Source organism: Palleronia pelagia, from assembly GCF_900110115.1.
Taxonomy (GTDB): Bacteria; Pseudomonadota; Alphaproteobacteria; order Rhodobacterales; family Rhodobacteraceae; genus Palleronia; species Palleronia pelagia.
Genome location: NZ_FOCM01000001.1, coordinates 753,635 through 764,916, shown reverse-complemented (window position 1 = coordinate 764,916; position 11,282 = coordinate 753,635). Strand labels below are relative to the sequence as shown.

8 protein-coding genes are annotated in these 11,282 nt (G+C 67.4%); all 8 read left to right on the top strand.

Features of this window, described 5'->3' with window-relative positions; all coding sequences use genetic code 11:
* The first annotated feature begins 144 nt into the window (after window positions 1-144).
* The 8 genes from dusB (at window position 145) to BMX96_RS03640 (ending at window position 11,191) form a co-directional block, all read left to right on the top strand.
* Window positions 145-1,119: a tRNA dihydrouridine synthase DusB gene (gene dusB, locus BMX96_RS03675; RefSeq protein WP_091844274.1), complete on the top strand. Its 975-nt coding sequence runs from the start codon at window positions 145-147 to the stop codon at window positions 1,117-1,119.
* On the top strand, window positions 1,116-2,195 hold the full coding sequence (locus tag BMX96_RS03670) for a two-component system sensor histidine kinase NtrB (protein WP_091844273.1): 1,080 nt from the start codon (window positions 1,116-1,118) through the stop codon (window positions 2,193-2,195). Before dusB ends, BMX96_RS03670 begins: the two co-directional genes overlap by 4 nt.
* Window positions 2,196-2,198: 3 nt before the next feature.
* Complete coding sequence (locus BMX96_RS03665) at window positions 2,199-3,569, top strand: response regulator (protein WP_091844272.1); 1,371 nt, start codon at window positions 2,199-2,201, stop codon at window positions 3,567-3,569.
* Window positions 3,570-3,681: 112 nt separating this feature from the next.
* Window positions 3,682-5,964: a sensor histidine kinase NtrY-like gene (locus BMX96_RS03660; RefSeq protein WP_091844271.1), complete on the top strand. Its 2,283-nt coding sequence runs from the start codon at window positions 3,682-3,684 to the stop codon at window positions 5,962-5,964.
* Window positions 5,964-7,364, top strand: a complete 1,401-nt coding sequence (gene ntrX / locus BMX96_RS03655; protein ID WP_091844270.1) for a nitrogen assimilation response regulator NtrX — start codon at window positions 5,964-5,966, stop codon at window positions 7,362-7,364. Before BMX96_RS03660 ends, ntrX begins: the two co-directional genes overlap by 1 nt.
* A 7-nt stretch (window positions 7,365-7,371) precedes the next feature.
* Window positions 7,372-8,217: an alpha/beta fold hydrolase gene (locus tag BMX96_RS03650; RefSeq protein ID WP_091844269.1), complete on the top strand. Its 846-nt coding sequence runs from the start codon at window positions 7,372-7,374 to the stop codon at window positions 8,215-8,217.
* Between the two features lie 84 nt (window positions 8,218-8,301).
* On the top strand, window positions 8,302-9,678 hold the full coding sequence (trkA, locus tag BMX96_RS03645; RefSeq protein ID WP_073125988.1) for a Trk system potassium transporter TrkA: 1,377 nt from the start codon (window positions 8,302-8,304) through the stop codon (window positions 9,676-9,678).
* A 43-nt stretch (window positions 9,679-9,721) separates the two neighbouring features.
* Complete coding sequence (locus BMX96_RS03640) at window positions 9,722-11,191, top strand: potassium transporter TrkG (RefSeq protein WP_236736941.1); 1,470 nt, start codon at window positions 9,722-9,724, stop codon at window positions 11,189-11,191.
* Window positions 11,192-11,282: the final 91 nt, after the last annotated feature.

Genomic DNA, 11,282 nt, shown 5'->3' with positions numbered 1-11,282 from the left:
AGGGAGTTTCGCCATAGGGGCGCCCAAATTTTGAGCAAGGCGTGTTTGATGCCGCACCCACGGGGTCGTGAAATTGCAGTTGTGCCGAGCTCTGGATAGATGTTTTGGCAGTTGCTTATGTTTTACGCAGAAATTGGCCGCTCCATGACTCCCTTGCCGCTCGGCATAGCACCACCCGTTCTTCTGGCGCCCATGGCCGGAATCACCGACCTGCCGTTCCGGCGGATCGTTGCCGGTTTCGGGGCCGGTCTGGTGACCTCGGAAATGGTCGTCAGCGGCGAGATGACGACCGATGGCCGCGACGCGCTGGCCAAGGCGGTTCCGGGGCAGGGCGAGGGCATGGGGGCCGTGCAGATCGCCGGCCGCGAGGCCGCGCCCATGGCCGAGGCGGCGCGCCGGATCGAGGGCGCGGGCGCCCGGCTGATCGACATCAACATGGGCTGCCCGGCCAAGAAGGTGGTGAACGGCTATTCCGGCTCAGCGCTCATGCGCGACCTCGATCACGCCCTTGGGCTGATCGAGGCGGTCGTGGGCGCGGTCAGCGTGCCCGTGACCTTGAAGACGCGGCTGGGCTGGGACGACACCCTTCGCAACGCCCCCACGCTCGCGCGGCGGGCCGAGGCGGCAGGCATCGCCATGATCACGATCCACGGGCGCACCCGCTGCCAGTTCTACAAGGGGCGGGCTGACTGGTCGGCGATCCGTGCCGTGAAGGATGCCGTGTCCATTCCTGTGATAGCCAATGGCGACATCACGACCGCGGCCGAGGCCCGCACGGCGCTTGCCCACTCCGGCGCCGATGGCGTGATGGTGGGGCGCGGGGCGCAGGGGCGGCCCTGGCGGCTGGCACAGATCGCGTCGGCCCTGTTCGGCACGCCCGCGCCGCGCGTGCCCACGGGGGCCGCGCTGGCGGACCTCGTGGCAGACCACGTCGACGCCTCGTGCCGTTTCTACGGTCGCGACCTGGGCGCGCGTGTCGTGCGCAAGCACCTGGGGTGGTACATGGATCACGCGGGCACCGATCCGGGCCTGCGCCGCCTGGTCCTGACCGCGAAATCGCCCGAGGCGGCGCAGCGTCTTCTGCCCGACGCGTTCGCCCCGGCGCAGGTGGCGGCATGAGCGCGGACCTGAGCGCCGTTCTCTGGGCGTCGATCCCGGTGCCGGTGCTGCTGGTCGACCAGAACGACATGATCGCCGAGGCCAATTCCGAGGCCGAGGATTTCCTGATGGCCTCGGCCCGGTCGCTGCGCGGGCAGCCCCTGTTCGACCGGATCAGCGTCGACAGTCCGTTGGACGAGGCGTTCGAGCGGGTCCGCAGCAACCGGGCCGCGCTTTATATCAACAACGTGGACGTGAGCGGCGGAAATCGCCCACCGGAGAATTGCAACCTCCAGATCGCACCGCTTCAGGGCGTGGATGGCGGTCTTTTGGTGATGATGACACCGCGCCAGATGGCGGGGCGGCTTTCGAATACCGGGTCGGTGAAATCCTCGGCCCGGTCGGCCATCGGCATGGCCGAGATGCTGGCCCACGAGATCAAGAACCCGCTCGCCGGCATCACCGGGGCCGCGCAGCTCCTGTCGATGAACCTGACCAACGGGGACCTGCAACTGACGGACCTGATCGTGGCCGAAAGCCGCCGCATCGTCGCGCTGGTCAACCAGTTCGAGGAATTCGGCAACCTGCGCCCGCCCGAACGCTCGGAAGTCAACATCCATGACATCACCGACCGGGCGCTGCGCACCGCCGGGGTGAGCTTTGCCGCCCATATGCGGCTCGTTCAGAACTACGACCCGTCGCTGCCAGCCACCTTCGTCGACGCCGACCAGATCCAGCAGGTGTTCCTGAACCTGATCCGCAACGCCGCACAGGCCGCCGAGCCGGACGGCGGCACGATCACGATCAAGACCTTCTACGACCACGCGCTGCGGGTCCGACGGTCCGATGGGTCGGCGGCGGCCCTGCCGCTGCAGGTCGAGGTCATCGACGACGGCAAGGGCCTGCCGCCCGAGCTGGCCGATGCCGTGTTCGACCCGTTCGTGTCGGGACGGGAGAACGGCACCGGGCTGGGGCTGGCACTGGTCAGCAAGATCATCAGCGAACACGACGGGCTCATCACCGTTGAGTCGCATCCGGGCCGCACGGCGTTTCGCATTTCGCTGCCGCTGGCCCCACCGCAATCGCAGAAGGAGTAACCCATGGACGGTACAGTCCTTGTCGCAGATGACGACCGCACCATCCGCACGGTGCTGACCCAGGCGCTGACCCGCGCGGGCTGCAAGGTGCACGCCACGTCCTCCATGGTGACGCTGATGCGTTGGGTGGATGAAGGGAAGGGCGACCTGGTGATCTCGGACGTGGTCATGCCCGACGGCAACGGGCTCGAGGCGCTGCCGACTATCGGCGCCAAGCGGCCCGGCCTGCCGGTGATTGTGATCTCGGCGCAGAACACCATCATGACGGCGATCCAGGCGGCCGAGGCCGAGGCCTACGACTACCTGCCCAAGCCGTTCGACCTGCCGGACCTGATGAAACGGGCGGCCCGGGCCCTGGACGCGCCGCGCAAGCCCGCGCAACCGTCAGAGCCGCGGGACTTCACCGCCGGCGACACCGATCTGCCACTGGTCGGCCGCACCCCGGCGATGCAGTCGCTCTACAGGTTGGTGGCGCGGGTGATGAACACCGACCTTGCCGTGATGATCACGGGCGAGTCGGGCACCGGCAAATCGCTGATCGCCCGCGCCATCCACGACTTTTCCGACCGGCGCAGCCAGCCCTTCGTCGTGGCCAGCACCTCGGACCTGTCGAACCCCGACTTGGCCGCCGCGGTCATCGGCCGGGCCCGCGCGGGCACCGTGTTGCTCGACGAGGTGGGTGATCTTGGGCCCGAGGCGCAGGCGCGGGTGGTCCGAATGCTGGATGCGCTTGGGGATGGCGCGCCGCGGATCATGGCCACCAGCCAGAGCGACCTGTCCGAGCGGATCGACGACGGGGCCTTCCGCGCCGACCTGTTCTACCGCCTGTCGGGGGTGCAGATCACGGTGCCGGCCCTGCGCGACCGGGTCGAGGACATCCCTCTGCTGGCGGAACACTTCCTGGCGCGCGCCGAGCGTGAGGGGCTGCCCGCGCGCGTTCTGTCCGACGACGCCCTGGGGCTGATCCGCCGCTATTCCTGGCCGGGCAACGTGCGGCAACTGGAAAACACGATCCGGCGGCTGGTCCTGACCGGTGCCGACGACCGGATCGGCCGGGATGAGACCGAGACGGTGCTAGGCAACCAGCCGGCGATGGAGCCGATCTCGTCGAGTGGCGGCACCGACAAGCTGCAAGGGGCCGTGGCGCAACACCTGCGGCGCTATTTCGACTTGCACGGCGGCGTCTTGCCGCCCCCGGGCCTGTATCAACGCATTCTTCGGGAAATTGAGACGCCCCTGATCGAGATCGCCCTCGACGCGACCGGCGGAAACCAGGCGAAATGTGCCGATCTGCTTGGCATCAATCGAAATACGCTGCGGAAAAAGATCACGGACCTCGATATCCGCGTGACACGCCGCCGTAAGTTGATGTAAAACCGCAACAGAAGCGTGGCACGGCGGCATAGGTTGCCAACAAAACGATCACGCCAGAACGAGCGGTTTGCGCGACTAAATCCCGCGCGACATCACATCGGAGGTTCCGCCCATGGCGCATCCCGTAAGGATGCTCAATTGGGATACGCTTGCGCGTTTGCGCCGTCAGCGCCGCGTCCGGAACGCGGCCACGGTCGGGCTGGTCATCCTTGGGCCTTTCCTCGCCTTGGCGACATATCTGGTGCTGGGCCCTCTGAATCAGGGCCAGTCTTCCCTGTCGCTGCGCCTGGTGATTCTCGCCGATCTTGTCTACGTCATCGCGCTTGCCACGCTGGTGCTGTCTTCGGTGGCCCGGGTGGTGGCGGCGCGGCGCGCGCAATCGGCCGGATCGCGGCTCCATCTTCGGCTGACCCGCGTTTTCGCCCTGCTCGCGCTGGTGCCTACGGTGACGGTTGCCGTCTTTGCCGCGCTCACGATCAATTTCGGGCTGGAGGGCTGGTTCTCGGAACGGGTCAGCCGCGTGGTGGGCGCATCGCTCGAGGCAGCCGAGGCCTATGAAGAGGAACAGCGCCGCGACCTGTCCACCGATGCCGAGGCGCTGGCCAATTTCCTGGAAGGCGCCCGCACCAACAGCTTCCTGCTGAGCGACGGCGAGCTGCGCCAGCTTCTGAGCCAGGGCCAGAGCCAGATCCAGCGCGGCCTGCGCGAGGCCTACGTCATCAACGGCGCGGGCGAGATCCAGGCTCGGGGCGAACGCTCTTACCTCTTCGACTACGAAAGACCGGATGCCGCCGCCCTGGATCAGGCGTTGCGCGGTGAAACGGTCATCATCGAAGACTGGGACATCAACGAGTTCCGCGCGCTGGTGAAGCTCGACGGGCTTGGCGACCGCTTCCTCTATGTCAGCCGCGCCGTCGACGGCGAATTGCTGGCCCTGTTGGACGACACGCAGGATTCCGTCCGGCTGTACAACCAGCTGGAAAGCGAACGTGGGCGCATCCTGTTCGAGTTCGGGCTGCTCTACCTGGGTTTCGCCGTCATCCTGATCCTGGCGGCCATCTGGCTGGGCCTGTGGTTCGCCGAACGGCTGTCGCGCCCGGTGGGTCGGCTGGCGGGCGCGGCGCAGCGCGTGGGCGGCGGTGACCTGGATGTGCGCGTGCGCGAGGAAGAGGGCGACGACGAGATCTCGATGCTGGGCCGGATCTTCAACCAGATGACGGCGCAGCTGAAGGCGCAGCGCGAGTCGCTGCTGGCGACCACCGACCAGATCGAGCGGCGGCGCCGCCTGTTCGACTCGGTGCTGGGTTCGGTCACGTCGGGCGTGGTCGGGCTGGATCCCGACGGGCGCGTCACCTTCGTCAACCGTTCGGCCGAACGTCTGTTGCAGCTGGACGAGGGGGCGGGCCAGTCGGTGCCGCTGTCGGTAGCCGTGCCCGAGTTCGGGACCATGTTCGACAAGCTGAAGGCGGGCCGTGGGGACGTGTTGCAGGGCGAGGTCAAGGTCAGCCGGGGTGGCGCGCTGGAATCGCTCCTGGTGCGCATGGCCACGCGGACGGCCGAGGACGGCACGCTGGAAGGCTACGTTGTAGCCTTCGACGACGTGTCTGACCTTGTCGCAGCCCAGCGGATGGCGGCCTGGGGCGACGTAGCCCGCCGCATCGCGCACGAGATCAAGAACCCGCTGACCCCCATCCAGCTGAGTGCCGGACGCATCCGACGCAAGTTCAGCGCCCAGGTCGAGGATGCCGAGGCGCTGGCCACGATGACCGACGTGATCGTGCGCCAGACCGAAGGCTTGCGCCGCATCGTGGACGAGTTCAGCCAGTTCGCCCGGATGCCCACGCCCGAGCGGCGCCGCCACGACTTGGCCGCGCTGGTCCGCGACGCGGTGACCCTGCAGCAGGCAGGTCAGGAGGGCGTGACCATTACCGCCGATCTGCCCGACGGCCCGGTGATGGCCGAGCTGGACGAGGACATGATCGGCCAGGCGCTGACCAACCTCATCAAGAACGCGGGCGAGGCGACCCAGACCCTTGCCCAGCGGGGCGCACCCGAGGGCTGGTCGCCCGAGATCCGGGTCGAGATGCGGACCGACACCGACGGTGTGATGATCGGCATTTCCGATAACGGCGTGGGCTTGCCCGAGGACCGGGCGCGCCTGTTTGAGCCCTACGTCACCACCCGCGAGGAGGGCACCGGCCTGGGCCTGCCCATCGTGAAGAAGATCATCGAGGAACATGGCGGCACACTGACGCTGAGCGACGCGGCCGCCTTCGACGACACCGGCCACCATGGCGCGCGGGCCGAGATCCGCCTGCCGGTCGAATCCGAAACCGACACCGGCCGGGCCGACGCGGACGCATTGAAAAAACTGGCAGAAGAGGACGCAGAGTAATGGGCGACATCCTGATCGTTGATGACGAGCGCGATATTCGCGAGCTGATTTCGGATATCCTGAAGGACGACGGCTACAGCACGCGCCTGGCCTCGAACTCGTCCGAATGCATGGCCGAGATCGAGAAGGAGCCGCCCAGCCTGATGATCCTGGATATCTGGCTGAAGGACAGCGACATGGATGGCATCGACATCCTGAAGATCGCCAAGCGGGATTATCCCGGCGTCCCGGTCATCATCATCTCGGGCCACGGCAATATCGAGATCGCCGTCGCCGCGATCAAGCAGGGCGCCTATGATTATATTGAGAAGCCGTTCAACATCGACCAGCTGATGGTCGTCATCGCGCGGGCAATGGAGACCTCGCGCCTGCGGCAGGAAAACGTCCAGCTCAAGCGACGCGACGCCGCGCCGGCCGTCCTGGTCGGCCAAAGCCCTGCTTTCCGCAACCTGCAATCCTCGCTCGACAAGGTCACCAAGTCGAACGGCCGCGTCATGCTCACCGGCCCGTCGGGCGCCGGGAAGGAACTGGCGGCGCGGTATATCCACGCGAATTCGGGCCGGTCCGACAAGCCCTTCGTGGTTGTCGCCGCCGCCTCGATCGAGCCCGAGCGCATGGAGGACGTGCTGTTCGGACGCGATGGCCGCGAGGGGGCCGAGCCGGGCCTGCTGGAGCAGGCCGATGGCGGCGTCCTGTTCTTCGACGAGATCGCCGACATGCCACTAGGCACCCAGTCCAAGATCCTGCGCGTGTTGGTGGATCAGGCGTTCCAGCGCGTCGGCGGGTCCGAGAAGGTGCGCGTCGACATCCGCGTCATCAGCTCGACCAACCGCGATCTTCAGGCCGAGATCGCCGCCGGCCGGTTCCGCCAGGAGCTGTTCCATCGACTGGCCGTGGTGCCCGTGGCGGTGCCGTCGCTGGACGACCGCCGCGAGGATATTCCGCTGCTGGCGGGGTTCTTCCTGGACATGTTCAACAAGACCCAAGGGCTGCCTGCCCGAACGCTCAGCGACGAAGCGGTCGCGCTTCTGCAGACCACGTCCTGGCCGGGCAACGTGCGCCAACTGAAGAACATGATGGAGCGGGTCCTGATCCTGGGCGATGGCAAGGACGAGATCTCGGCCGCCGAACTGCCGGGGGCCGAAGGCGGCGCGCCGCAGGAGGAGGGCCGCGTCGTGCTGTCGGGCAGCCTTGCCACCCTGCCTTTGCGCGAGGCGCGCGAGCTGTTCGAGCGGGAATACTTGCTGACCCAGATCAACCGCTTCGGTGGCAATATCAGCCGCACCGCCAGCTTCGTCGGCATGGAGCGCAGCGCGCTGCACCGCAAGCTGAAGTCGCTTGGCGTCGTCACCTCCAGCAAGCAAGGCAGCCGGATGGCCTATCTCGACCGGGCCGAGTGACCGGGCCATGCCCTTCACCGACCATTTCGTCACCGTCGAGGGGCGTCCGGTCGCTTATGTGGACGAGGGCCCGCGCGACGCGGCGCCGGTCGTTCTGCTGCATGGGGGTGGCTTCGACCACGCCGAGCTGACCTGGCGGATCACCACCGCCGATCTGCGCGACCGCTTCCGGCTGGTGGTGCCCGATATCCCCGGCTACGGGCGCTCGCCCGGGTTCGACGGCCCGCATGATCTGCCACGGCTGGGAGGTTGGCTGGTCGCGTTCCTCGACGCCATGGGGATCGCGCAGGCGGATGTATGCGGCGTGTCGATGGGCGGGGGCATGGCGCTGTGGCTGGCGCTGGAACATCCCGACCGCGTGCGCCGTCTGGTGCCGGTGGGATCCTACGGGATCATGCCACGGGTACCGATGCACCTCCTGGCGCACGGCATCCTGCGCACCCGGCTCACCTGGCTGATTTACAACGGTGCCGGCCGCAGCCGGGTTCTGGCGCGGGCCGGGCTTGCAGCGTCCTACGGTCGACGCCAGAGGGTGACGGAACGCGCCGTGGACGAACTGATGGACGTGGCGCGCGACCAGGGCCGGCGCCGCAGCTTCGATGCCTTTCTCGCGGCGGAGATGGACTCGGCAGGACTGAAATCCGACCTCACGCCACGGCTGGGCGAGATCGCGAAGCCCGTGTTGCTGGTCCATGGCAGCGAGGACCGCGTGGTGCCGGTGCGCCACGCCCGCCGCGCGGCGGCCCGGATCCCCGATGCGCGATACCTGGAGCTTGCAACGGGGCACTGGCCCATGCGCGAACGGCCCGACCTGTTCAACCCGGCCCTGGCCGATTTCCTTGCGTCCCCCTGAGGCGTCGGCCGCGCCTGGTGCCTTGAAGGCGCCGCCCGGCCCGTGCAACAACGGCAGTCATACAGCCCAGCCCGAAGGCCCCCCATGAAGATCATCATTTGCGGCGCAGGCCAGGTCGGCTGGCAGATCGCGCGCCATCTTGCGGGCGAACGCAACGACGTCACCGTGGTCGACAACAATGCCGACCTGGTGCGCCAGGCCACGGATATCCTGGACGTTCAGGGCATCGCCGGGCACGCCTCCTATCCTGACATCCTGGACCGCGCCGGCGCGCGCGACGCCGACATGATCATCGCCGCCACCCATTCGGACGAGGTCAATATGGTGACCTGCCAGGTGGCCCACTCGGTCTTTGCCGTGCCGCGCAAGATCGCCCGCCTGCGCGCGCAGAGCTATCTCGACGCGATCTATTCCGATCTTTACCGCCGCGACCACATGCCCATCGACGTGGTCATCAGCCCCGAGAAAGAGGTCGCCGAGGCCGCGCTGCGCCGGCTGTCGGCGCCCGCGTCCTTCGACACCCAAAGCTTCATCGGCGGCAAGGTGCAGCTGCTGGGCATCGTGCTGGACGACGACTGCCCGGTGCTGAATACGCCGTTGAAGCAGCTGACGGACCTGTTTTCGACCCTGCGCTCGCTGGTGGTGGGGATCCGGCGCGGCGGTCTGCTGTTTGCGCCAAGCCCGGGCGATCAGCTGTTCGCGGGCGACCAGATCTACCTGTGTTCGCACCGAGAGGACGTGGCCCGCGCGCTCGAGATCTTCGGCAAGGACACCACCCCGCAGGAACGGGTGGTCATCATCGGCGGCGGCAACGTGGGCCTGGCGGTGGCGCGCGCTCTGGAGTCGAACCACCGGCGCATCCGCGCCAAGATGATCGAGCGCAACCGCACCTGCGCCGAACGTGCCGCCGACGCGCTGGACCGGACAATCGTTCTGCATGGCGACGGCATGGATATCGACCTGCTGAACGAGGCCAATATCGCACGCGCCGACGCGGTGCTGTGCGTGACCGACGATGACCGGGTCAACCTGCTGAGCGGCGTGCGCGCCAAGCAGGCGGGCTGCAAGTCGGCCATCTGCCTGGTGAACGATCCGACCTTGCAGCCATTGATGCAGCCGCTGGGCATCGACGCCTACATCAACCCGCGCTCGACCACGGTGAGCTCGATCCTGCGCCACATCCGCCACGGGCGCGTGCGCGGCGTCTATTCCATCGGTGATGCCGAGGCCGAGGTGATCGAGGCGCAGGTCCTGTCGACCTCGCCCATCTCGGGACAGGTCATCCGCGACATCGACTTCCCGGAGGGCGTGCTGGTGGGCGCGGTGGAGAAGGACGGCAAGGTGATCCGCCCCAAGGCCTCGACCCGGATCGAGGAGGGCGACGTGATCGTTCTCTTTGCGTTGACCAGCGACGTGCCGGCGGTCGAACGGTTGTTCCAAGTGTCGATCGACTTCTTCTGACATGCCGGGGCGCATCGAACGCAGCCCGTTTTTCCTGGTGCTCATGGCTATCGGTTCGGCGGCCATGCTGGTCCCGGCGGTCCATGGCTACCAGTCGCGCGAGCTCGAGGTCGCGCGCGCCTTCTTCTACGGTGCCGTGCTGTTCGGCGTTCTGACCCTCTTGGTTGGGCTCGCGGTCGGCCGGCAGAACCGCGACCGCCCGGTGCGATCGGACCTGCTGGCGCTGACCTGCGGGCTTCTGGTGCTGCCGCTGATGCTGGCCCTGCCGTTCCACCAATCGCTCGAGGGGATCCCCCTGCGCGATGCGTGGTTCGAGATGGTCTCGTGCCTGACCACCACGGGCGCGTCGCTGTTCCTTCGGGTCGAGGGGCTGCCCGATACGCTGCACCTGTGGCGCGCCATGGTGGGCTGGCTCGGGGGGCTGTTGTTCTGGGTGGCGGCGCTGGCGATCTTCGCGCCGCTGAACCTGGGCGGCTTCGAAGTGGTCGTGGCCGAGCAGAGCCGCGCCAACCGCAAGTCGTTGTCCGAGACGCGGATGCGCGACAGCACCCATCGCCTGACGCGCTACACCGCCCGGCTGACGCCCATCTACGCCGGGCTGACCGTCGTTTTGTGGATCTTGCTGGTGCTGAGCGGGATGGAGCCGTTCCGCGCCTCGATCGCCGCCATGTCGACCCTGTCGACCTCGGGCATCACCGCGGGTGGGGATGGCGCCACCGGCGGTGTCCTGTCCGAACTGGTCATCTTCGCCTTCCTGCTTTTCGCGGTGTCGCGCCTGACCTTCAGTTCGGACAACACGCGGCGCGCGCCGGGATACTTGTGGCGCGATCCCGAGGTGCGTCTGGCCGCAACGTTGATCGTCCTTGTGCCCGCCTTCCTGTTCCTGCGCCATTTCTTCGCCGCCTTCGAATACGCGGGTGCCGAGGATTTGGGTCAAAGCCTGCGGGTGCTTTGGGGCGGTCTGTTCACGACGCTCAGTTTCCTCACCACGACGGGGTTCGAGTCGGTCGCCTTCGCCGATGCCCGGATCTGGTCGGGACTGACCACGCCGGGGTTGATCCTCATGGGACTGGCGCTGATCGGCGGCGGCGTGGCGACCACCGCCGGAGGGGTCAAGCTGCTGCGCATCTACGCGCTCTACCGCCACGGTATCCGCGAGATGGAACGCCTGATCCACCCGTCGTCGGTGGGCGGGTCAGGCTCGGCCGCGCGGCGGCTGCGGCGCGAAGGCGCCTTCGTGGCCTGGATCTTCTTCATGCTGTTCGCTATGTCGGCGACCATCATCATGGCGGCGATCACCCTGGTCGGCCCGGGCTTCGAGACGGCGATGATCCTGACCATCGCCGCGCTCAGCACCACGGGACCTCTGGCCCAGGTGGCGGGCGAGGCCCCCATATTCTACGACACGCTGACCGACGGCACCCGCGTGATCCTGGCGCTGGCGATGGTGCTGGGGCGGCTCGAGACACTGGCGTTCATCGCGCTCTTCGATGCCGGTTTCTGGCGCGAATGAGGCCAGGTGCTTGACGCCGGTGCGTTTTCCGGTGGAAGGTCCGCCGTGAGTCATTCATAAACAACGAAATTTGCGCGCCCGCGCGAGGCGC

Excerpts from the sequence above, each read along its gene's own strand:
- BMX96_RS03640 (WP_236736941.1), top strand. The coding sequence starts at position 9,722 with ATGGCTATCGGTTCGGCGGCCATGCTGGTCCCGGCGGTCCATGGCTAC.
- BMX96_RS03650 (WP_091844269.1), top strand. The coding sequence starts at position 7,372 with ATGCCCTTCACCGACCATTTCGTCACCGTCGAGGGGCGTCCGGTCGCT.
- BMX96_RS03660 (WP_091844271.1), top strand. The coding sequence starts at position 3,682 with ATGGCGCATCCCGTAAGGATGCTCAATTGGGATACGCTTGCGCGTTTG.
- BMX96_RS03665 (WP_091844272.1), top strand. The coding sequence starts at position 2,199 with ATGGACGGTACAGTCCTTGTCGCAGATGACGACCGCACCATCCGCACG.
- ntrX (WP_091844270.1), top strand. The coding sequence starts at position 5,964 with ATGGGCGACATCCTGATCGTTGATGACGAGCGCGATATTCGCGAGCTG.
- dusB (WP_091844274.1), top strand. The coding sequence starts at position 145 with ATGACTCCCTTGCCGCTCGGCATAGCACCACCCGTTCTTCTGGCGCCC.
- BMX96_RS03670 (WP_091844273.1), top strand. The coding sequence starts at position 1,116 with ATGAGCGCGGACCTGAGCGCCGTTCTCTGGGCGTCGATCCCGGTGCCG.
- trkA (WP_073125988.1), top strand. The coding sequence starts at position 8,302 with ATGAAGATCATCATTTGCGGCGCAGGCCAGGTCGGCTGGCAGATCGCG.